Raw genomic sequence first — 21,238 nt, 5'->3', positions numbered from 1 at the left:
CGTTCCTGTGCGTTCTCACGACGCTATCTTCCACCGCGGACCGAAGTCCAAACGTCACAACGCTCTTCCGCCTTCGGACGTTCAGGAAGTCCACAGGGTCCGTCGCGCCGCGACCGGCCGCACCGGACCGTTTGTTTCGGCCTGCACTGAAGTGATCGAGGCAATCAAGGACTGCGCTGCGCCAGCAGGCCGTCGATGATCACGCGCAGCTTCCAGGACGCCCTGTCGCCGCCTCCGCCGGTCAGCAGGGGCGCGAGCGCGTGGATCGTCGGGTGCTCCTCCGGGGACACGGATCGGTAGACGGTGTCCAGGCGCGCGGAGAACGCGGCCGTCATCGCGGCCTCGGTGGCCCGTTCCGACCCGGCTGAGCGCTCCAGCTCGCGCTGGGCCCGCAGGCGCGCCGCGATCTCCAGCGCGGACGAGCTGATGTACTGGGCGAGCAGGTCGGCAGCCCACGCGCACGCGGCGTCGTCGATGCCGCCGAGCCGGAGCAGGCGCAGGACCTCCTCGGTCACGCGGAGGGTGTGCGGACCGGTCGGGACGTCGACCAGCCCGACGGACGCGATGTCACCGCGGCGGCTCAGCGCGACGACGACGCGGTCCACCAGCAGCTCGAGGCGTTCGCGCCAGTCGCCGTCGGAGTCGTCGGGGAGCACGACCCGCGCGATGGCCAGGTCGTGGGCGAGCGCCATGAGTTCGCGGCGGTCCTGGACGTAGACGTAGAGCGACGCCGGTCCGGTCTCCAGCGCCTTGGCCACGCGCCGCATGCTCACCGCCTCGTACCCCACCTCGGAGACCAGGTCGAGCGTGGTGGCCACGATCGCCTCCAGGCTCAGCGTCGACTTCTCGGGACGGGCGCGGGGGGTGGCGGGCACAGCGCCGATCCTACCTTGACGAACACTGTTCGCTAGTGCAGGGTTCCTCTCGAAAAGTCGTTAGCGAACACCGTTCGTGAATAATCAGGAGCCGATGATGACCACAACCAGTCCCCCGACCACGGCACACCGGTGGCGATGGCGGGTGCTCGCCGTCGTGCTGCTCGCCGAGGTCGTGGACCTGCTCGACTCGACGGTGATGACCGTCGCCGCGCCCTCCGTCCACGCCGGACTCGGTGGCGGCGCCGCCACGCTCCAGTGGCTCACGGCCGGCTACACGCTCGCGTTCGGCGTGCTGCTGGTGGTCGGCGGACGTCTCGGGGACCACTGGGGCCGCAAGCGGCTGTTCGTCCTCGGCGCCGTCGGGTTCACCGTCGCCTCCGCGCTGTGCGCGGCCGCCACCTCCCCCGAGGCGCTCGTCGCGGCACGGGTGGCGCAGGGCGCGTTCGGCGCGCTGATGATCCCGCAGGGCTTCGGGGTGCTGGCCTCGGTGTTCGGGGAGCACGAGCGCGCCAGGGCGTTCTCGCTGTTCGGGCCGGTGATGGGGCTGGCCGCGATCGGCGGGCCGATCGTCGCGGGCGGCCTCATCGCGCTCGACCCCGGCGGCCTCGACTGGCGGCTGGTCTTCCTGGTGAACCTGCCGATCGGGGCGCTGGTCGTCGCCGGGGCGCTGCGCTGGATGCCCGCCGACCGCGGCGACACGACCGCGCGGATCGACCCGGTCGGCGCGGTGCTGGTCGCGGCGGGGTCGGCGCTGCTGGTGCACCCGCTCATCCAGGGCCGCGAGGCGGGCCGGCCCTGGTGGACGTTCGCCGAACTGGCCGCCGGCGTCGTGGCGTTCCTGGCGCTGGGACGGCGCCAGCGCACCAGCCGGTCACCCATCCTGGTGCCGAGCCTGCTGCGCAAACGGGCGTTCGTCACCGGACTGGTCGTCGCCGTGTCGTTCTTCACCGGGGCGGGCGGGCTGACGCTGGTGCTCTCGCTGCACCTCCAGCTCGTCCTCGGGCACACCGCGCTGGGAACGGCACTGGCCCTGTCGCCGATGGCCGTCGGGATCGTGCTCAGCTCGATCGCCGCGCCCAGGCTGGAGGCCGGGCCCGGCCGGTCGGTGCTGCACCTCGGCCTGGCCGTGGAGGCGGCCGGGGTGATCGGCCTGGCGCTCGTCGTGTCCTCGGACCTGCCCGCGTGGGCGCTGTCGGTCCCGACGCTGGTCGTGGGCCTCGGGCTGGGTCTGCTGTTCGGCACGGTGATCCAGTCGGTGCTGGCGGTGGCCTCGCCCGACGAGGTGGGCAGCGCGTCGGGTGCGCTCAACGCGGTCCAGCAGCTCGCGACCGCGCTCGGCGTGGCCGTGCTGGGCACGCTGTTCTTCGCCGGGGGCCTGGTGCCGGGCCTGCTGGTCGTCACGGCGATGTGCCTGGTCAGCGCCCTCCTCGTCGCCCTGCTTCCCCACCACCGGTCGGGAGTTCGGTCATGAAGGTCGTCGTTCTGGGAGCCGCGGGCCGCACCGGTCGGCTCGTCGTCGCGGAAGCGGTGCGCGCGGGCCACGACGTGACCTCGGCGGTCCGCACACCGGCGGAGTTCACCGGCGGGGGTGCCGTCGTGCGCGCCGACGTGCGCGACCCGGACAGCGTGCGGGCCGCGGTGGCCGGGCACGACGTGGTGGTCTCCGCCGTCGGACCCGCGGGCAGGCGTGCCCACGGCCTGTACTCCGACTGCGCCCGCGCGCTGGTGTCGGCGAACGTCGACCGGGTCATCGCCATCACCTCGGGCGGCGTCCGCGACGACGACCCGAACTTCTCGTTCTGGTACCGCCACCTCGTCCGTCCACTCGCGAGGGAGCTGTACGACGACATGAGGCTCATGGAGTCGGTCCTGCGCGAGAGCGGTCCGGAGTGGACGTTCGTCCGCCCGGCCCGGCTCCTGGACACCGAGCCGACCGGCGTCTACCGCGTGCTGGACGGCGAGACCCCCGCGTCGGGCCGGCAGGTGCCCCGCGCGGACGTCGCGCGGTTCGTGGTGGGGGAACTGGACGGGCGACGGTGGTCGAGAGCGGCACCGACCATCGCCAGGTGATTGCGCTCCAAAAAAATCCCGCAAAGTAATGGTTAACGCCGATGATCATGTCGGCGTCAACCACAAGTTTGTCCTCGACGGTACAAAACCCGACTCCCGGTAGTATCGAGGACACCGTTTCATCAATTTCCGAGTTTTCCCGCACCGGTGTGGTTTCATCTGCGAACCACCCACTCCCGAGTGGCGGCGGCGGTAATCCGTTTGTTTCGGAAGGCCGTCGGGAATCCGCCGATCAGCGCGCTTCTCGTGATCGCCGATCCGAAGGGGTTCCGATGTCCCGGATGACAGCCGCGATAGCCGCACTCGTCCTGACGAGCGCGATCGGAGTTCCCGCTCACGCAGACCCCACTGATCCGGTGAGTCCCGCCGCACCGACCAGCCCCGCCGTTCCGACGAGCCCGGTGGTTCCGCCTGGTCCCGAGACCCCTGTCCCCGAGACCCCGGCCCCGGAAGCTCCGGCCCCCGAGATCACGCCGACCCCGGAGGCACCTGCGCCCGAGGCCCCCGCTCCGGAGGTCACGGCGCCGGAGCCCCCAACTCCCGAGATCACGGTCCCCGAAGCCCCGATCGCCCCCGAGGCCCCGACGAGCCCCGTGGTGACCCCGACACCCCCGACCAGCCCACCGAGCCCGACCAGCCCGACAACTCCGCCGAGTCCGACGACCACCCCCACGACCCCGCCGAGCCCGACCAGTCCACCGGTCCCCGCGAGCTCCCCCGGAAAGGCGCAGTCGTTCTGGCTGCACATGGACAGCTCCCCGATCAGCGACACCACGATCGCCGAACAGGCGAAGAAACTGTCCTACGTCGTGCTCAACGCGTGGGAAGGCGACCTCTCGGCGAAGTTCAAGAAGGCGAATCCCGCCATCAAGGTGTTCGTGTACAAGGACCTGTCGTCGACCCGGAGTTATGCGTGCCGCAACGGAGCGGACGACAAGGCCATCCCCACCGGGGTCGGCTACTGCGAAGCGGAGAAGTCGAACCCCGAATGGTTCCTCACCGACAAGAAGGGGAAGCGGTTCGAGTACGGCGGCTACTCGGGGCACTGGCAGATGGACGTGGGCAACCGGGAATACCAGCGCCGGTGGGGCGACAACGTCATCGCGAGCGCGAAAGCCGGTGGCTTCGACGGCGTGCTGATGGACAACGCGCTGTTCGGGTGCGACACCTACCACGAGGGCAGGTGCCCCAAGGCGTACCCGACCGACCTGGCGTTCCAGACGGCGTACAAGTCGATGTTCGCGAACCTCCGCCCCCGCTTCGCCGCGGCGGGGATCCTCACCGTGGCGAACCTGGCGAACGCCCGCCTGTACCCCGGTCTCTGGGACGCCTACACCGAACACCTGGACGGCGGGTTCGACGAGTGGTGGGTCGCGTTCAGCGGGACGAACCTGCTGGCCGCGGGCGACGGCGGGTGGGCGAGGCAGGCGGAGCAGATCGCCTCGAACGAGGCCCGCGGCAAGATCACCTGGGTGCAGCCGCACTTCTCCCCCTCCGAGAACGGGGCCTTCCGGTACGCGCTCTCCAGCTACTTCTTGGTCAAGGGCGGCAAGAGCGCCATCGCGGAGACGGTCGGCACGGACAACTACGGCGAACCCGCGCCGACGCGTCCCGAGTACAACTGGGACCTGGGCGAGCCGACCGGCCCGTACCAGACCATCGGCAAGAACCTGTTCCGCCGCGACTTCACCTGCGGCACGGTCGTGGTGAACACCAACCGGACCGGCGGAAGCGCGCTGAGGGTCGACCTGGGCAGGACCCACTCCGACGAGCACGGCTTCTTCGTCCTGTCGGTGTCGCTGGGCGGCACGTCCGGCTCCGTCCTGCGCAAGCCCTGCACCGCGGCCAAGTCACGCGAGTGATGCCCCGGCGCACACCACCAGTGCCTGGCCGGTGATGCTGCGGGCGTCCGGCCCGAGCAGGAACAGCACCGTCCCCGCGATCTCGGCCGGATCGATCAGCGCTCCCATCGGCGGCAGCCGGACGGGCGTGGCCGCCCGGCCGGGGTCGCGCAGCATCGGGGTGTCGGTCGGACCGGGGGCCACGACGTTGACCGTGATGGCCCGGTCCACCAGCTCCGCGGCCCACGACCGCGACAGACCCACCAGCGCGGCCTTCGTCGCGGCGTACTGGCTCTTGCCCGGCACTCCCGTCATCGTGCGGCTGCCGATCAGCACCACCCGACCGCCGCGCGGCATCCGGTCGACGGCGGCGTCGACCAGCACGGTGGCGGCCTCCACGTGCACCCGCCACATGCCCGCCCCGTCCTCCGTGGACAGCGACCCGAGCCGCGCGGAGCGCTGGAACCCCGCCGCGTGCACCACGGCGTCCGCCGAGGACAGTTCCCGCACGGTGGACCGCAGCGCGGACAGGTCACCCAGGTCGGTCGCGCGCCACGTGAGCCGGTCGTGGTGCAGCGGCGGCTCGCCCCGGCTGAGCCCGGTCACGGCCCAGCCCTCGGCCAGCAGCCTGCGCGCGGTGGCGAGGCCGATACCGGAGCTGACACCGGTGACCAGCGCGTGCGGGCTCATCCGACCCACGCCACGGGCACGCGGACGTGCTCGATCGTCTGCCGGAAGTACGTGAACGCGATGTCCAGTGCCCCGTCGGCCGCCTGCTGGACGGTCGGGTAGGAGAACTCGCGGTTGAGCCCGTCGCGGGAGTTGTTGGTCAGGCAGTAGCCGTCGCCGACCTCCAGGTTCCGCCGCACCGGCCAGGTGAGACCGCCGTCGGACGAGAGCGCGACCGTCATCGGCGCGCGCGGAGCGCCCCAGAACGCGGCCCCGAACTCCTCGGTCGGCGCGGCCTGCTCGTCGGCCAGCCCGTCGTCGTCGATCTCGTCGTACAGCGACAGCCTGCGCTCCGTGGCGTCGCGGGCGCTGCTGTCGTTGAACACCACCGCGAGCCGGTCGTCGGCCAGCCGCACGACCTGGACCGACGAGTTGTTGTTCGGCAGGTCGGGCACCGCTCGGGGCGCGGTCCACGTCTCGCCGTCGTCGGTCGACGTGGAGCGGTAGACGAAGTCCGCCCACCGGCTGCGGTAGAACGCGGCGAGCGTGCCGTCGGGCAGCGGCACCACGTTCATGTGCACGCGACCCGTGCTGTCCGGCACGGCGCTCTCCCGCCAGGTCTCCCCGGCGTCGTCGGAGATCAGCACGGCGCTCGTGTCGCGGTCCCCCACCCACTTGCGGCCCGGTGCGGACACGCAGTGGAACACCGGCAGCAGCCACCGGCCGGAGTCCAGCACGACGATCGGCTGCCGCACGAACACACCGCCGGTGTCGCTGGCGGGGATCAGCGTCGAGGTCGAACCCCACGTGCGACCGCCGTCGGCCGAGATCCGGCGGCGCACCTCGGACGTGTCCTGGTTGCCCGCGATCTGCGCGGTCCACAGCAGCCACACGGCACCGCCGGGCGCGACGAACAGCACAGGGTTCTGCTCGGACCGGGTGCTGTCGTCCGAGAGCCGCACGGGCGTGGACCACGTGTCCGCGCCGACGGGCAGCCGGGCGAACCAGACGCTGATGTCCGGAACACCCTCCTGCGTACCGCCGAACCACACGCAGCCCAGGTCACCGCCGGGGAGCGAGGCCAGGTTCGCGGCGTGGTTCTGCACGGCCGGGGCGGGCAGCATCGCGTCCAGCCGCTCCGGGTCGTCGGCACGGGGGCGCAGCACCCCGTCGAACGCGACGGTCGGCACGCTCACGACTCGTCCAGCGACGCGGCGAGGTGCGTGGCCGCGGACTCCTCCAGGTGGGTCAGGTCCGAGGAGATCGACGCGAACGTGTACCCCTCGGCCAGCCGCTTGGCGGCGGAGGCGCCGTCCATCGTGTGGATGCCCGCGGCGATCCCGGCCGCCGCGGCGGCCTCGCGGACGCGGGTCAGCGCCACCTCGAACTCCGCGGCCAGCGCGGGGTCGCCGGGGAACGCGCCGCCCAGGGCCAGCATGAGGTCGGACGGACCGACGTACACGCCGTCCAGGCCGGGGGTCGCGCAGATCGCCTCGACGTTCGCCAGGCCCTGCGCGGTCTCGATCATCACCAGCACCACCGTGGAGGCGTTGGCCTCCGCCGGGGTCGGGCCGATGCGCAGCGCGGACCGCATCGGCCCGTAGGAGCGCTTGCCCTCGGGGCCGTACTTCGCCGCGGTCACGGCGGCCGCGGCGTCCGCGGCGGTGTCGACCAGCGGCACGATCACCCCGCCCGCGCCCGCGTCCAGCGCCCGGCCGATGGGCGTGGGGTCGTTCGCCTCCACCCGCACCAGACCGGTGGACGCGCCGCCCGCGTCGATCGCGGTCAGCCCGGCCAGCAGACCCGAGTAGCCGAGCAGCCCGTGCTGGCCGTCGAGGCACACGTAGTCGTAGCCGAGCCTCGCGACCCGCTCGGTCGCCACGGGGGCGTCCAGGACGCACCAGTAGCCGACGGCCCGCTCACGGGCGCGGATCTTGCGGGCGAACTCGCTCGCGGACATACCAGCTCCTCCAGGGTTTTCAGCGGTTGTAGGCGGGCATGGGACCGCGCAGCGCGGCCCCGACCTCGTCGCACGCGGCGAGCACGTCGGCGGCCAGCGGACCGGCGGAAGCGGCGTGCACGTTGGCGACGAGGTGTTCGACGCGGGAACCGCCGAGCAGCACCGACCCCACGTCGGCCTGGCTGAGCAGCCACCGCAGCGACAGCTCGGTCAACGGGATCCCGGCGCCCGCGGCGACGTCCGACAGCGCGGAGACGGCGGCGAACAACCGGTCGTCCCAGTACCGCTCGGTGTACATCGCGGCCAGCCGGGAGTCGCCGAACCTGCCCTCTCTCGGCTTCTCGGCGAACGAGTGCCTGCCGGTCAGCAGACCGCCGCCGAGCGGGTTGTAGACGACGGTGAGCAGCCCGGTGACGCGGGCGAACTCCAGGTACTCGTCCTCGACCCGGCGGGCGAGCAGGTTGTAGAGCTGTTGCGCCGCGACGGGTCGGGGCACTCCCTGCGCGTCGCACTCGCGGATGAGGTCCGCGATCTGCCACGCGGCGAAGTTCGACACCCCGATCGCGGAGACGAGCCCTTCGGCGACCAGCTTGCCGAGTTCGGACACGGTCTCGGCGATGGGCGTCGAGCGGTCGGGCTGGTGCAGGTAGAACAGGTCGACGTGGTCGACGCCGAGCCGCCGCAGACTGCCCCGGAGGGACTTGCGCAGCCCGGCGGCCGACAGCGGACCGTCTCCCCCGGCGTCGGGGTGCGGGATGCCCGCCTTGGTGGCCAGCACGATCCGGTCGCGGCGACCGGGCAGCAGGTCACGCAGGATCTCCTCCGACGCGCCGCCCGCGTAGCCGTTAGCGGTGTCCACACCGGTGATCCCGGCGTCGAGCGCCGCGTCCAGCATCCGGCGCGCGCCGTCGGCGTCGACGGTGTCGCCGAACGTCATCGTGCCCAGCACCAGCCGGGACAGGGCGAACGTGCTCACGCGGGGATCTCCTCTCGGGCCGTGACGAAGGCGCGCGGCTTGCGGCCGGTCATGGCGGTGGGGTCGAGCGCGGCCCGGCGCAGCGCACGGGTGTAGGGCTCCTTCGGCGCGGCGAGCACGTCGGCGGTCGGCCCGGACTCGACGACCCGGCCCGCCCTCATCACGACGACGTCCGCGCTGATCTGCCGCACCACGCCCAGGTTGTGCGAGATGACGATGCACGTCAGGCCGGTGTCACGCTGGAGGTCCTCCAGCAGCGCCAGCACCTGCGCCTGCACCGACACGTCCAGCGCGCTGGTCGCCTCGTCGCACACCAGCAGTTCGGGGCTGCTGGCCAGCGCCCGCGCGATGCCGATCCGCTGGCGCTGGCCGCCGGAGAACTCGGCGGGCCGCCGTTCCAGCGCGCTGGACGGCAGGCCGACCCGGTCGATCAGCTCGGCGGCCGTCGCGCGGCGTTCGGCGGCGGACCTGACCCCGCGCAGCCGCAGCGGTTCGGCGACGATGTCCTGCGCGCTCAGGTGCGGGTCCAGGGAGGCGTACGGGTCCTGGAACACCATCTGCACCCGCGAGCGCAGCGGGCGCATCCGCCGTTCCGACAGCGGGGCGATGTCCGTGCCGTCCAGCAGGATCTGCCCGGAACTGGGCTTGAGCAGCCGCACGATCGCGCAGGCGATGGTGGACTTGCCGCAGCCGGACTCGCCGACGATGGCGAGCGTCCGGCCCTTGTGGACGGTGAAGCTGACGGTGTCGACCGCGCGGAACGAGCCGCCGCGGACGTGGTACTCCACCACGAGGTCGCGCACGTCGAGCAGCGGTGTGGTCATCGGTCTCCTCCGGCGGCGGTGCCGTCCTCGTCCCACGGCCCGAGCACGGGCACGGCGGACAGCAGCTTGCGGGTGTACTCGTGGCTCGGGTGGTCGACGACCGCCTCCACGTCGCCGGACTCGACGAACCGGCCGTCGCGCATCACGTGGATGCGGTCGGACACCAGCCGCGCGACGCCCAGGTCGTGGGTGATCATCAGGATGCCGATGCCGGTGCTCTCCTGGAGTTCCAGCAGCAGCCCGAGGATCCCGGCCTGCACGGTCACGTCCAGCGCGCTGGTCGGCTCGTCGGCCACCAGCAGCCGGGGCTCCCCCGCCAGCGCGATGGCGATCAGCACGCGCTGGAGCATCCCACCGGACAGCTGGTGCGGGTACCGGCCGAGCTGCTCGGTCGAGCGCGGCACGTGGACCAGGTCGAGCAGTTCCACGGCACGCGCCTCGGCGTCGCGCTTGGCGAGTTCCGGTCTGCGCAGGCGCACGGCCTCGACCAACTGCCGCCCGATCGTGTGCACCGGGCTGAGCGCGGTCATCGGGTCCTGCGGGATCAGCGACACGGTCCGGCCGCGCACGGCGCGCAGCGCACCGGGCTCGGCGATGACGTCGGTGTCGCCGAAGCGCACCGAGCCCGACAGCACGGCCAGGTCGTCCGGGAGCAGGCCGAGGACGGCCATCGCGGTGGTCGACTTGCCCGAGCCGGACTCGCCGATCACGGTCACGGTCTCGCCCTCGCCGATGGTGAAGCTGACGCCGTCCACGGCGCGCACGACACCGCCCGCGGTGATCAGCTCGACCTGGAGGTCCACGACGTCCAGCAGCGCGGCGCTCACGACGTGCTCACCTTCCGACGGCGTGCGCGGTCGCGCAGGCCGTCTCCCAGCAGGTTCACGCCCACGACGAGCGCGACGATGACGAGGCCGGGCAGCGTGACCATCCACCACGAGGTGGTGATGTAGTCCTGCCCGTCGGAGATGATCCGACCCCAGGTGGCGAACGGCCGCTGCGGACCGGCGCCCAGGTAGGACAGCGCGCTCTCCAGCAGCACGGCCTGCGCCAGCAGCAGCAGGACCACGAGGCTGGCCTGCTTCACGACGTTCGGCAGCACGTGGCGCAGCAGGATCGCGAGGCGGTGCAGCCCGAGCACGCGGGCGGCGGCCACGTACGGCTTCTCCCGCTCCACCAGCACGAGCGACCGGGTCAGCCTGGCCACCTCGGGCCACTGCGCGATGGCGATGACGAACGTGATGACCGGGATGGACGGTCCGAACAGCGCCACCACCAGGAGCAGCATCATCAGCAGCGGCAACGACAGCTGGGCCTCCAGCAGCCGCGACACGACCGTGTCGATCCAGCCGCCGAAGTAGCCCGCCGCCGCGCCGAGCACGATGCCGATCAGGCCGGACACCACGACCGCGAGCAGACCGACCAGCAGCGACACCTGGCCGCCGTGCAGGACGCGGGACAGCAGGTCGCGGCCGAGCTGGTCGGTGCCGAACAGGTGCCCGTCGGTGAACGGCGCCAGGCGGCGGCTCGCGAGGTCCTGCTGGTCGGGCCCCGGCAGGGGCAGCACGCGGGCCAGCGCCACGGGGATGACGACGACCAGCGTGCAGACCAGCCCGGCCCACAGCTTGAGCCGCGAGCCCCGGCGCTGCCGGGTGATCTTCGCCCGCGCGAGGTGCTTCGGGGTGACGGCGCTGGGCCCGGGTCCGGACCGCTGCACGCGGGCCGGTCCGGGGTGTGTGGTGCTCACGCGGACACCTTCTTCCCGAGGCGCACCCGCGGGTCGAGCAGCGGGTAGGCGAGGTCGACCAGGAGTTGGACGGTGACGGCGAGCGCCGCCGTGACGAGGACGGTGGCCTGGATCAGCGGGTAGTCGCGCGTCTCCAGCGCGCGGACCACCAGCGAGCCGACCCCCGGCCAGGCGAACACGACCTCCACGACGACCACGCCGTTCAGCATGGACGCGAACCGCGTGCCCAGCGCGGTGACGACGGGGATCGACGAGTTGGTCATGGCGTAGCGCCACACCAGCGCCCGCTCCGACACCCCGCGCGAGCGGGCCACGGTGAGGTAGGGGGCGGTGAGGTTCTTGGCCATCTCGCTGCGCACCAGCCGCGAGATGAGCGCGATCTGGAGGATGGCGACGGTGAGGGCGGGCAGCACCAGGCCGCCCCACGTGGCGAAGCCGGACGCCGGGAGCACCGGGATCAGCACGGCGAACACCGTGAGCAGCATGATGCCGCTCCAGAAGTCCGGCATGGACTGACCGGCGATGGTCACGACGTTGGCGCCCAGTTCGCGGCCCGTGTCGGCGCGGCGGGCCATCCACACGCCCAGTGGGACGGACACGAGGGTGGTGATCAGGATCGCGGCCACCGCGAGGGTGATGGTGAACGGCAGCCGGTCGAGCACCACGTCCAGCGCGGGCGAGCGGAACGAGTAGCTCGTGCCGAGGTCGCCGGTCAGGATGCCCTTGAGGAACAGCAGGTACTGCTCGACCACGGACCGGTCGAGGCCGAAGGCGGCGCGGATCTTCGCCAGGTCCTCGGTCGTGGCGAGCGGACCGGCGTACGCGGCGGCCGGGTCGCCGGAGGCCATGCGGATCAGCACGAACACGGTGGAGATCGTCAGGAACACCGTGAGGACGCTCTGGCCGAGGCGCTTGAACAGGTAGGGCGCCATCGGTCAGCCCTCCAGTCGCGCGGACGCGAGGTCGTAGGAGTTGGTGGGGACGAGCGAGATGTCGCCGACCCGGCTGCGGCTGGCGAGCACGGCGTTCGGCACGAACGCCCAGAGGCACGGCCAGGTCGCCCACACGGCCTTCTGCGCGTCGCTGAGCAGCCGCGCGCGACGGGCGGCGTCGGGCTCGGCGGAGGCGTCGGCGATCTGCGCGGCGATCGACGGGACCACGTAGCCCTGGTAGGTGTCGCGGGTCTGCTCCTTCTCGGGCGTGCCCGCGTACATGCCCTGGAGGATGCTCACGGCCAGGCCCGTGGGGCTGGAGAAGCCGTTGCCGAGCACGTCCCAGTCTCCCGCCTTGCCCTGCCGCCACGACAGGATGTCGCCGCCCGGCTCGAACTGCTGGAGCGAGGCGCGCACCCCGACCTGGCCGAGCATCTGGAGCACGGCCTCCATCACCGAGGTGTCGCTGGCGAACTCGCCGCTCTCCCAGATGATCTTCAGTTCGAGGTCGCGCACGCCCAGCGCGTCCAGCCGCTGCCTGGCCTGGTTCGGGTCGTACACGTACTCGCCGGTCTTGACCGCGCCCTCCAGGCCGGTCGGCACGACGCCGTCGGCCTGGGTGACCGAGCCGACGAGCACGTCCTGGACCAGCGACCGGCCGTCGATGGCGTAGGTCAGCGCCTCACGCACCCTCGGGTCGGCCAGCGGGTGGCCCTGCGGCTTGCGGAAGTTGTAGAACAGCTGGTTGACGCGGGTGCTCGGGGTGCGGGTGATCTGCACGCCCGGCAGGCCCGCGAGCTGGTCGGCGGAGTCCGGGGTGATGGAGTCGATCACGTCGACCTCGCCGCTGCGCAGCGACACGACCCGGCTCGACTCCTCGGGCACGAACCGGACCTGCACGTTCGGCACGCTCGGCCTGGGACCCCAGTAGTTCTCGTTGACCGACAGGGAGTAGTTGCCGGTGCCGCGGTTGCCGGAGCGCACCACGTACGGGCCCGAGCCGATGCCGTCCTGCAACTCCTCCGGGCGGTTGCTCGCCGAGGGCGTGACCAGGATGTTCGCCATCAGGTAGTCCAGCACCGGGATGGGGCGCTCGGTCTGGAGCAGGAAGGTGGCGTCGTCGACCGGCACGACCGTGGGGAACTCGGAGAAGAAGCCCGCGATGAACGACCCGTTCACCTGCTGGTACATCTTCAGCGCGGTGCTGACGTCCTCGATCGTGACGGGCGAGCCGTCCGAGTAGCGCACGCCGTCGCGCAGGTGCACCGTCCACTGGGTGGGTGCCGTCAGCTCGAACCGGTCGGCCAGCACGAGCTGGGGCTTCAGGTCCTGGCCGACCCTGGTCAGCGCCTGGCGCACACCGCGCTGGACGGTGACGGCCGCGTCGAACTGGTTCAGCTTGTTGTCCAGGCTGACCAGCGAGCGGTTGAGCGCGAGGGTCAGCGTGCCGGGGCCGGGGGTCCCGGTCGGACCGGCGCACGCGGTCAGCAGCGGACCCAGCGTGACGCCTGCTCCGGCTATCGCACCCCACCTCAACAGGGTGCGGCGGGAGAGCTCCGGGCCGCTTCCGGATCGGGTCATCGTCGACCTCTCACAGTGCTCGGGGGATTCGGCGCTGCGGCCCTGCACGGCCGGGGACACCGGTGTTACCCGAGCCACACTGACACGGCCTGCACGTTTCGCGCAAGCGCTCTGGTCATTTTGGCGCGTTCTGTGCAATCCTTCAACCGGAGGAGGTGGGGCGAACATGACAAAGATCCTCGTTATTGCTGATGATCTGTCCGGATCCGCCGAAGTGGCCGCCGCGATCGGTGTGCGCACAACGCGCAACCTGGTGCTGCTGGGGATCGGCCCGGTGTTGCCTCCCGATGACGGTGACGTGATCGTCGTGGACCTCGACACGCGGTCGGGACCCGCCACCGAGGCCGAGTCGGGGACCGCGCGGGCCATCGCCGCGCTGGGGGCGTCCCGGCAGGTGTTCGTGAAGGTCGACTCGCAGTTGCGCGGGCACGTGGCCGCCGCCGTGCGCGGGGCGGGCGGGTTCGCCGTCGTGTGCCCCGCGCTCCCCCGGCTCGGCCGCGCGGTGCTCGGCGGCGTCGTGCACCTGGACGGCGTGCCCCTGCACGACACGGACGCGTGGCGGGTGGAACCGGTGCCGCCACCGCGCTCGATCGCCGAACTCCTCGCGCCGCTGCCCGTGACCCTGGTGCCGTTGGCCGATGTCCGCGGTCCCGGTCTCGCCGCGCGGCTGCGCGCGATCCGCGCGAGCGGGGCCGTCGCCGTGTGCGACGCGGAGGCCGACACCGACCTGTCCCTGGTCGCCGCGGCGGGCTCGGAGGTGGGGGCGGTGCTGGTCGGGTCGGCCGGACTCGCCGAGGCACTCGGCTCCGGCCCGTCCACCGTCGTGCCCGAGCCCGGTTCGGCCGTGCTGGTCGTCGTCGGCACGGCGGCGGCCTCGGCGCAGGTCGACCACCTGCGGGCGGCGGGCCGACCCGAGTGGCTCACCGTCCTGACCGCACCCGCGGAGGTCGTGCCCGGCGGAGTCGTGGCCGCGCTCGCCGACGCGGCCGCCGACGCCGCGGGCACCGCCGACCTCGTCCTCACCGGCGGCGAGACCGCCCGCGCCGTGCTCGACCGGCTCGGCGTCACCCGCCTCACCGTCCACGGCGCCCTCGCCGGGCACCACGGCGCCGTCCTGAGCACCACGTCCGACGGCCGCCGCGTCGTCACCAGACCGGGCAGCTTCGGCGCGCCCGACTCACTCACCGCGATCGCGGCCGCGCTGCGGTCCGACCACGAACGCCACGGAGGCAGCCACGTGAGCACCACCAGTCCCGACACCCGCCCGTACATCGCCGTCACGATGGGCGACGGCGCGGGCATCGGCCCCGAGGTCGTCGTGGGCGCGCTGCTCGACGAGGGCTTGGCCGCCGAGTGCCGCCCGGTGGTGGTCGGCGACGCCGCCCGCCTGCGGCTGGGCGCCGAGGCGCTGGGCGTGACCGCCGACGTCGTGGCCGTGGAGTCCGTCGAGGACGCCGAGTTCGTCCCCGGCCGGGTCAACGTGATCGACCTCGGCCTGCTGCCCGCCGACCTCCGGTGGGGTGAGCTGTCCGCGACCGCGGGAGACGCGGCGTTCCACTACATCCGGGTGGCGTCCGAGCTGGCCATGTCCGGGAAGGTGCAGGGCATCTGCACCGCGCCGCTGAACAAGGAGGCGCTGCACGCGGGCGGCCACGTGTACCCCGGCCACACCGAGCTGCTGGCGCACCTGACCGGGACCGAGGAGGTGTCGATGATGCTGTCGACACCGAGGGTCAAGGTCATCCACGTGACCACGCACATCGGGCTGGTGGACGCCATCCGCAAGATCGAGCCCGGTCTCGTCGAGCGCACCGTCCGGCGCGGCCACGAGGCGCTGGTCCGCGCGGGTGTCCCGGAGCCCAGGATCGGCGTGTGCGCGATCAACCCGCACGCGGGCGAGAACGGCCTGTTCGGCCAGGGCGAGGAGGCCGAGAAGATCACCCCCGCCATCGAGGTGCTCCAGGCCTCGGGGATCGACGCCCGCGGCCCGCTGCCCGCCGACACCGCGTTCTTCCTGGCGGGGCGCGGCGACTACGACCTCATCGTCGCGATGTACCACGACCAGGGCCACGGGCCGGTGAAGGTGCTCGGCATCGAGGCGGGCGTCAACATCACCGTCGGCCTGCCGGTGATCCGCACGTCGGTCGACCACGGCACCGCGTTCGACATCGCGGGCAAGGGCGTGGCGGACATCCGCAGCATGATCGAGGCTCTGCACCAGGCCGCCCGCATGTCACCCAGCCCGGTGGCCGTCTGACGATATTCTGCGCGGACCACGACAGCACCGGAGGCAGCGCATGGCGGGGATGCGGACGGGAGACCGTCGCGACGAGATCGTCCGGATGGCGACCACGACGGGTCTTGCCAGCGTCGAGGAACTCGCCTTCACGTTCGACGTCACGGCGTCGACGATCCGCCGCGACCTGGCGCGGCTGACCGACGAGGGCAGGGTGGCGCGCACCTACGGCGGCGCGATGGCCCTGCTCGCGCACCCGGAGCTGTCGGTGCGGCAGCGGACGCTGGAGGGGTTCGTCGAGAAGGTCGCCATCGCCAGGTGGGCGGCCTCGGAGGTCAAGTCCGGTGAGACGATCCTGCTGGACGCGGGCACGACCGTCGGCGCGCTGGCGCACGAGGTGCGCACCGTGCCTCAGCTCACCGTGGCCACCACCGGCCTGACGGCGCTGCACGAGCTGGCGGGCTCCGAGTCGGTGCACGTGGAGTGCCTCGGCGGCACCCTGCGGCACCTCAGCCAGGGCTTCGTCGGCCCGCTCACCGAGGCCGCGCTGGAACGCATGACGTTCGACCGCGTCTACCTCGGCGCGGACGGCGTGACGCCGGAGAACGGCCTGTGCGAGGCGGACCTGCAACAGACCAGGCTGAAGGAGCTGATGATCCGCCGCGCGGCGGAGGTCTACGTGCTGGCGCACTCGGACAAGCTCGGCCGCAGCCCGTTCCACTCGTGGGTCCGCCTGCCGTCCCGCTGGACCCTGGTCACCGACAACCGCGCCGACCCCGGTCTGGTCGCCGAGTTCACGAAGCGCGGCGCGCACGTGGTGACGGTCGACCCCGACCAGGACTAGCCGGGGCCCTGCGAGGAGACCAGGAGCCAGAGCACGATCGCGGCGGTGGCGACCTCCGCCGTCAGCAGGTCCTCCGCGCGGCAGACCACGGAACCGCTCGAGTCGGATGGAGCGGCGTTCGACCGCGCCGCCGCGCTCGGCAACTCGGCGTCGAAGGCCGGTGAAGCCCGCCGGGTGACCCCTCGGTCACCCGGCGGATGACTCGTATCGGCACATCGCGCCCGTCAACTCACCCTGGCGGGCGACACGTCTGACATTGACACTGTCACCATTGCAGTGTCACCATTACCCCATGTGGACGATCGACGAGCTGGTGGAGAGGGTGGGCGCGGCGCTGGCCGCGGAATACCCCGGCGCGCCCAACGGGCGGGTCCGCGACGTGCCCGATCGGCGTGCCGTCCGCTGGTACGCGACCACCGGCCTGGTGGATCGGCCGTCCGCGATGCGGGGGCGGACCGCGCTCTACGAAACCCGCCACCTGCTGCAACTCGTCGCGGTGAAGAGGCTCCAGGCGGACGGGCGCACGCTCGCCGAGATCCAGTCCGAACTCGCGGGGGCCACCGACGACCGGTTGGCGGCTGTCGCGCGTGTCCCCGAGGGGCTGCTGGCGGGGGGTGAGCTGCCCCTCGGGGAGTCGACGAGACCCCGGTTCTGGACGACCCCGCCATCGAACTCCGCTCGGGGGTGGGACGTCGGGCGTTCCGTCCCGACGGTCGTGGTGTCCGACGCTCCGCCCGACACACCGCCCGCCGCGCTCACCGGCGTGGTGCTGCCCGGCGGGGTGGTGGTGCTGGTGCCCGGCATCCCCTCCCCCGCTGACCGGACCGCCATCGCCTCCGCGGCCCAACCCCTGCTCGATCTGCTCTCCTCCCGTGGCCTCACCGACGAAAGGGACTCGTCATGACCTTCTCGATCACTCCGATGGACGTGCCCGAACTCGACCGGATCGGCCGCGTCACGGGAGAGGGCGGAGTCGGCACGCTGCGCACCGAGCGCGGGAACCTGCCCCTGCAGCGGATCGACGTGCGGGCCTCGGTCACCGGCCTGGTGGGGAGGGTGGTGCTGACGACGGACTTCGTCAACCCGCACGACACCGCGCTCGAGGCCACGTACGTGTTCCCGCTACCCGACCGCGCGGCCGTCACGGGGATGACGATGACCGCCGACGAGCGGGTCGTGGAGGCCGAACTCCAGGAGCGGGGAGCGGCCAGGCAGCAGTACGACGAGGCCATCGCGGCGGGGAAGCGGGCGTCGATCGCGGAGGAGGAAAGACCTGATGTGTTCACGATGCGCGTCGGGAACATCCTGCCCGGCGAGCAGGTCAGCGTCGCGCTGACGATGGTGGGGCCGCTGGTGTTCGAGGACGGCGCGGCGACGTTCCGGTTCCCGCTCGTGGTCGCGCCGCGGTACGTGCCCGGTACTCCCCTGTCCGGCGAGTCGGTGGGCGAGGGCTACGCGGAGGACACCGATCAGGTGCCGGACGCGTCGCGGATCACGCCCCCGGTGCTGCTGCCCGGTTTCCCCAACCCGGTGCGGCTGTCGATCGGGGTGGAGGTCGACCCGGCCGGGCTGGAACTCGGTGCGGTCCGGTCGAGTCTGCACGTGGTGAACCAGGAGGGGAACCTGATCACGGTGTCGCCCGGTGAGCGGGCCGACCGCGACTTCGTGCTGCGCCTGGCGTACGAGGGGCACGGCTCGGCGGCGGTGTGCGTGCCGGACCAGCCCGACGGCGCCGAGGGCACGTACCAGGTGACGGTGCTGCCGCCGGAGTCCGTGGCGCCGGTGCGGCCGAGGGACGTGGTGCTGCTGCTCGACCGGTCGGGCAGCATGCACGGCTGGAAGATGGTCGCCGCACGGCGGGCGGCGGCGCGGATCGTGGACACGCTGACGGCGGACGACCGGTTCGCCGTGGTCACGTTCGACCACGAGGTCGGCCACCCTGCCGACCTGGGCGCGGGTCTGGTCGCGGCGACGGACCGCAACCGGTACCGGGCCGTGGAGCACCTGGCGGGCGTGCAGGCTCGTGGTGGCACGGAACTCCTGGCGCCGATCCGGGACGGGCTGCGGCTGCTCGACCGGTCGGACGGCGACCGGGACCGGACGGTCGTGCTGGTCACGGACGGGCAGGTGGGCAACGAGGACCAGATCCTGCACGACATCGCACCACTCGTCGGCCGGACGAGGGTGCACGCCGTCGGCATCGACACGGCCGTCAACGCGGGGTTCCTGGGCAGGCTCGCGGCGACCGGCGCCGGGCGGTGCGAGCTGGTGGAGAGCGAGGACAGGCTGGACGACGCCATGGAGCACATCCAGCGGCGGATCGCCGCGCCCGTCGTCACCGATGTCGTGGTGTCCGCGGACGGGGTGTCGTTCGTGGAGGAGTCGGCCCGGCCGACGGCGATCTACCCCGGTGTGCCGTTGGTCGTGTCCGGTCGCTACCGCGGTGAGGCGTCCGGTTCCTTCACCGTGCACGGCCGTACGCGGGACGACCGTGCGTGGGACGCGGTGGTGCCGGTGGGGCTGCGGGACGAGCCCGCCATCACGGCCCAGTGGGCGCGGTCGGCGTTGCGGCGCATGGAGGACGCGTACGTGGCGGGGAACTCCGGGCTGGAGTCGACGATCGTGGCGACCTCGCTGAAGTTCGGGGTGCTGTGCCGGTTCACCGCGTTCGTGGCGGTCGATTCCGAGGTCGTGGCGGACGGCACCGTGCACCGCGTGGTGCAGCCGGTCGAACTGCCCGCGGGCTGGGAGTCGGCACCACCGGTCCAGACCATGTCGTTCGGTGCGCCGCAGACGATGCTGCGAGGCATGGGGAGTGCGCCGGTGGTGGCCCCGGCACCGCCGTTCTCGATGCCACCGCCTCCGTCGATGCCCGTGCCGTTCGCGGGTGGCGCTCCGTCCGGGTCGAGGTCCGCGGGCGACGCACCGGGCGGCCCGCCCCGCTCACCGGCTCCCGCTGGGGTGCCCCCTCGTCCTGCTTCCGCTGGTTCGCCTCCTCCCCCGGCGTCCGCCAGTCCGAAGCGGCGGTCCGCAACGCCTCTGGCCGGTAGCACCCAGTCCGAGTCGCTCCGGATCCTGCCGGACGACGGTCTGGGCGACCTGCGGGCGATCGTGGCAACGGAAGCGGCCCGTCTGCGCGACGCCGAGGGTCTTCCCGACTACGAGCGTCGGGACCTGCTGGCAGACCTGGCCAGCAGGTTGGACACGCTACTGGCCCGCTTGACCGGTCCGACCTACGACCCGCTCCGCCGGCTGGTAGCGGACCTGTTGGCAGGTGGCGACGTGGACACCCTCTGGACCGAGGCAAGACGAGTACTGGAGGCCTTCACGTCAACCGACACCAACGCCGACGCCACTCCACAGCGCCGCACAGCTTTCTGGCGCCGCTGACACGGGGGTAGGTCTGTCGGAGTCCCACAGAGGGCTCCGACAGACCTCCACCACACACTGTCTCGTTGCTCTCGACCAACGACCCGCGGTTTCACGGTTCCCGATCAAGATGCCGCGGTTTCGCCGGTGCAGGCCAAGGAGCTGCGGTCGCCAGGGTCTGCATGGCTGTGTCCCTGCAACGTGGCCGTCTCCGGTGGTGCGGTGTCGGAAGCCCAGGAGTGTTGCTGGAGAAGGAGGAATAGCTGTCGTGCTGACCGCGAACAGCATGTAAGCGGCGGTTCTGAAGGACTGGCACCGTCTCGGCTCAGGCGGTGAGCAGTGTGCGTAGCCGGAGAAACGATGTCACGCCGTTGGGCCTTACCCCCGATGTTGGACACGGGTTTATGCGGCTGGGGTGAGCGTAGCCGGTGTCGAAGTGAGGCTGTTCTCGTAATCGATCGGGGACATCCGCCCTAGTTGGCAATGACGGTGTCGGATGTTATAGCGGTGCAGCCAGCCGAACGCGGCCAGCCGTGATTCCCTTGCTGCCACAAGTCCGGGCGCCTTGGAGGGTTTCGCACTTGAAGGAGGTGTTGAGGCTTTCGGCGGCGGCGTTGCCGGCCGAGCTGCCGACCGCGCCCATGGGCCGGATCACCCCGGAGGCCTGGCAGGCGTCGGCGAACGCTCGGGAGCCGTATTGGGCCCTTGGTCGCTGTGGAACACCGCTCCGGCCAGGCTGCCCCTGGTGCGCTGCGCGGCGACCAAAGCGTCGAGGACCGGTTCGGTGCGCATGTGATCGGCGATCGCCCAGCCGACCAGACGGCGTGAACACAGGTCCATCACGATCGCGAGATAGGCGAAGGTGCCGTCGGCGATCGGCAGATACGTGATGTCACCAACGTAGCGGGTGTTGGGCGCCTGCGCGGTGAAGTCCCGGCCGAGCAGGTCCGGCGCCTTGACCGTCGCGGGGTCTGCGGTGGTGGTGCGGTGTCGACTGCGCAGCCGCAACCCGGCCAAGCCAATCCCGCGCATGACCCGCGCGACACGCTTGTGGTTGACCACGTGTCCGGCGTCGCGCAGTTCGGCGGTGATCCGCGGGACGCTGTAGGTGCAGTCGACTCGCGGTGGACGACGCGGATACCTGCCGCCAGGCGGGCGTCTGCGGCTGCGCGGGTGACTCGGTCGGGCGCGGTGGCTTTCCAGTGGTAGTAAAGGGATCGGGCGATCCCGATGACCTGGCACAACCGCTTGACGCCGTGGCGGCGTTGGTGGTCTGCGAAGAATTGGAAGCGGTTCACCAGCGCGTCTCCC

19 protein-coding genes are annotated in these 21,238 nt (G+C 72.0%); 8 read left to right on the top strand and 11 right to left on the bottom strand.

Annotation, left to right across the window (positions count from 1 at the left end):
• Positions 1 to 164 precede the first annotated feature (164 nt).
• A complete protein-coding gene (locus tag AC156L_RS17395; protein WP_330880945.1) occupies positions 165 to 875 on the bottom strand; it encodes a TetR/AcrR family transcriptional regulator in 711 nt (236 codons plus the stop codon).
• 97 nt (positions 876 to 972) lie between these two features.
• Between AC156L_RS17395 and AC156L_RS17390 the strand changes: the two genes are divergently transcribed.
• The 3 genes from AC156L_RS17390 to AC156L_RS17380 all read left to right on the top strand — a co-directional run bounded on the left by AC156L_RS17390 (position 973) and on the right by AC156L_RS17380 (position 4,810).
• Positions 973 to 2,349: an MFS transporter gene (locus AC156L_RS17390; protein WP_330880947.1), complete on the top strand. Its 1,377-nt coding sequence runs from the start codon at positions 973 to 975 to the stop codon at positions 2,347 to 2,349.
• Entirely contained in the window at positions 2,346 to 2,948 is a 603-nt protein-coding gene (locus AC156L_RS17385; protein ID WP_330880949.1) for an NAD(P)-dependent oxidoreductase, read from the top strand. Before AC156L_RS17390 ends, AC156L_RS17385 begins: the two co-directional genes overlap by 4 nt.
• A 746-nt stretch (positions 2,949 to 3,694) precedes the next feature.
• Positions 3,695 to 4,810 (top strand): putative glycoside hydrolase, encoded by a 1,116-nt coding sequence (locus AC156L_RS17380; RefSeq protein WP_330880951.1) that lies wholly within the window; start codon positions 3,695 to 3,697, stop codon positions 4,808 to 4,810.
• Here the strand turns inward: AC156L_RS17380 and AC156L_RS17375 are convergent.
• Genes AC156L_RS17375 through AC156L_RS17335 form a run of 9 tightly spaced genes read right to left on the bottom strand, consistent with a single transcriptional unit; the run spans position 4,799 to position 13,478 of the window.
• Positions 4,799 to 5,479 carry an SDR family NAD(P)-dependent oxidoreductase gene (locus AC156L_RS17375; protein ID WP_330880954.1) on the bottom strand — a complete coding sequence of 227 codons (681 nt, stop codon included), beginning with the start codon at positions 5,477 to 5,479 and terminating at the stop codon, positions 4,799 to 4,801. The two genes, AC156L_RS17380 and AC156L_RS17375, sit on opposite strands and share 12 nt — an antisense overlap.
• Positions 5,476 to 6,654, bottom strand: a complete 1,179-nt coding sequence (locus tag AC156L_RS17370) for a sialidase family protein (RefSeq protein WP_330880956.1) — start codon at positions 6,652 to 6,654, stop codon at positions 5,476 to 5,478. Before AC156L_RS17370 ends, AC156L_RS17375 begins: the two co-directional genes overlap by 4 nt.
• A complete protein-coding gene (locus tag AC156L_RS17365) occupies positions 6,651 to 7,418 on the bottom strand; it encodes an HpcH/HpaI aldolase family protein (RefSeq protein ID WP_330880958.1) in 768 nt (255 codons plus the stop codon). The genes AC156L_RS17370 and AC156L_RS17365 overlap by 4 nt, the downstream gene beginning before the upstream one ends.
• 19 nt (positions 7,419 to 7,437) lie before the next feature.
• Entirely contained in the window at positions 7,438 to 8,394 is a 957-nt protein-coding gene (locus AC156L_RS17360; protein WP_330880960.1) for an aldo/keto reductase, read from the bottom strand.
• Positions 8,391 to 9,218 (bottom strand): ABC transporter ATP-binding protein, encoded by an 828-nt coding sequence (locus AC156L_RS17355; RefSeq protein WP_330880962.1) that lies wholly within the window; start codon positions 9,216 to 9,218, stop codon positions 8,391 to 8,393. The genes AC156L_RS17360 and AC156L_RS17355 overlap by 4 nt, the downstream gene beginning before the upstream one ends.
• Positions 9,215 to 10,045: an ABC transporter ATP-binding protein gene (locus AC156L_RS17350; protein WP_330880964.1), complete on the bottom strand. Its 831-nt coding sequence runs from the start codon at positions 10,043 to 10,045 to the stop codon at positions 9,215 to 9,217. The genes AC156L_RS17355 and AC156L_RS17350 overlap by 4 nt, the downstream gene beginning before the upstream one ends.
• On the bottom strand, positions 10,042 to 10,965 hold the full coding sequence (locus tag AC156L_RS17345; protein ID WP_330880966.1) for an ABC transporter permease: 924 nt from the start codon (positions 10,963 to 10,965) through the stop codon (positions 10,042 to 10,044). Before AC156L_RS17345 ends, AC156L_RS17350 begins: the two co-directional genes overlap by 4 nt.
• The gene (locus AC156L_RS17340; protein WP_330880968.1) at positions 10,962 to 11,897 is read right to left on the bottom strand and encodes an ABC transporter permease; all 936 of its coding nucleotides are present in this window, start codon (positions 11,895 to 11,897) and stop codon (positions 10,962 to 10,964) included. Before AC156L_RS17340 ends, AC156L_RS17345 begins: the two co-directional genes overlap by 4 nt.
• Before the next feature lie 3 nt (positions 11,898 to 11,900).
• Complete coding sequence (locus AC156L_RS17335) at positions 11,901 to 13,478, bottom strand: ABC transporter substrate-binding protein (RefSeq protein ID WP_330880970.1); 1,578 nt, start codon at positions 13,476 to 13,478, stop codon at positions 11,901 to 11,903.
• Positions 13,479 to 13,644: 166 nt separating this feature from the next.
• Here AC156L_RS17335 and pdxA point away from each other — a divergent pair, with 166 nt between their 5' ends.
• From pdxA to AC156L_RS17315, 4 genes are all read left to right on the top strand, one after another.
• Positions 13,645 to 15,735: a 4-hydroxythreonine-4-phosphate dehydrogenase PdxA gene (gene pdxA, locus AC156L_RS17330; protein ID WP_330880972.1), complete on the top strand. Its 2,091-nt coding sequence runs from the start codon at positions 13,645 to 13,647 to the stop codon at positions 15,733 to 15,735.
• Between the two features lie 49 nt (positions 15,736 to 15,784).
• Positions 15,785 to 16,558, top strand: coding sequence for a DeoR/GlpR family DNA-binding transcription regulator (locus tag AC156L_RS17325; protein WP_330880974.1), 774 nt, complete (start codon positions 15,785 to 15,787; stop codon positions 16,556 to 16,558).
• Positions 16,559 to 16,850: 292 nt separating this feature from the next.
• The gene (locus AC156L_RS17320; RefSeq protein ID WP_330880976.1) at positions 16,851 to 17,462 is read left to right on the top strand and encodes a MerR family transcriptional regulator; all 612 of its coding nucleotides are present in this window, start codon (positions 16,851 to 16,853) and stop codon (positions 17,460 to 17,462) included.
• Positions 17,459 to 19,948 (top strand): VIT domain-containing protein, encoded by a 2,490-nt coding sequence (locus AC156L_RS17315; RefSeq protein WP_330880979.1) that lies wholly within the window; start codon positions 17,459 to 17,461, stop codon positions 19,946 to 19,948. Before AC156L_RS17320 ends, AC156L_RS17315 begins: the two co-directional genes overlap by 4 nt.
• A 630-nt stretch (positions 19,949 to 20,578) precedes the next feature.
• Here AC156L_RS17315 and AC156L_RS17310 read toward each other — a convergent pair.
• Complete coding sequence (locus AC156L_RS17310) at positions 20,579 to 21,130, bottom strand: DDE-type integrase/transposase/recombinase (protein WP_484407021.1); 552 nt, start codon at positions 21,128 to 21,130, stop codon at positions 20,579 to 20,581.
• On the opposite strand from AC156L_RS17310, the gene AC156L_RS17305 reads away from it, so the two are divergent.
• A partial coding sequence (locus AC156L_RS17305) for a hypothetical protein (protein WP_484407022.1) occupies positions 21,052 to 21,238 on the top strand: 187 nt, incomplete at its 3' end. The two genes, AC156L_RS17310 and AC156L_RS17305, sit on opposite strands and share 79 nt — an antisense overlap.

The sequence above is a fragment of the Umezawaea sp. genome (assembly GCF_057122925.1).
Note: the sequence above shows the minus strand (reverse complement) of the source record. Positions and strands in the feature narration are given on the sequence as shown.

Coding starts and splice junctions, on each gene's coding strand:
- AC156L_RS17390 (WP_330880947.1), top strand. CDS start 973: ATGACCACAACCAGTCCCCCGACCACGGCACACCGGTGGCGATGGCGG.
- AC156L_RS17385 (WP_330880949.1), top strand. CDS start 2,346: ATGAAGGTCGTCGTTCTGGGAGCCGCGGGCCGCACCGGTCGGCTCGTC.
- AC156L_RS17380 (WP_330880951.1), top strand. CDS start 3,695: ATGGACAGCTCCCCGATCAGCGACACCACGATCGCCGAACAGGCGAAG.
- AC156L_RS17375 (WP_330880954.1), bottom strand. CDS start 5,479: ATGAGCCCGCACGCGCTGGTCACCGGTGTCAGCTCCGGTATCGGCCTC.
- AC156L_RS17365 (WP_330880958.1), bottom strand. CDS start 7,418: ATGTCCGCGAGCGAGTTCGCCCGCAAGATCCGCGCCCGTGAGCGGGCC.
- AC156L_RS17355 (WP_330880962.1), bottom strand. CDS start 9,218: ATGACCACACCGCTGCTCGACGTGCGCGACCTCGTGGTGGAGTACCAC.
- AC156L_RS17340 (WP_330880968.1), bottom strand. CDS start 11,897: ATGGCGCCCTACCTGTTCAAGCGCCTCGGCCAGAGCGTCCTCACGGTG.
- AC156L_RS17335 (WP_330880970.1), bottom strand. CDS start 13,478: ATGACCCGATCCGGAAGCGGCCCGGAGCTCTCCCGCCGCACCCTGTTG.
- pdxA (WP_330880972.1), top strand. CDS start 13,645: ATGACAAAGATCCTCGTTATTGCTGATGATCTGTCCGGATCCGCCGAA.
- AC156L_RS17325 (WP_330880974.1), top strand. CDS start 15,785: ATGCGGACGGGAGACCGTCGCGACGAGATCGTCCGGATGGCGACCACG.
- AC156L_RS17320 (WP_330880976.1), top strand. CDS start 16,851: ATGTGGACGATCGACGAGCTGGTGGAGAGGGTGGGCGCGGCGCTGGCC.
- AC156L_RS17315 (WP_330880979.1), top strand. CDS start 17,459: ATGACCTTCTCGATCACTCCGATGGACGTGCCCGAACTCGACCGGATC.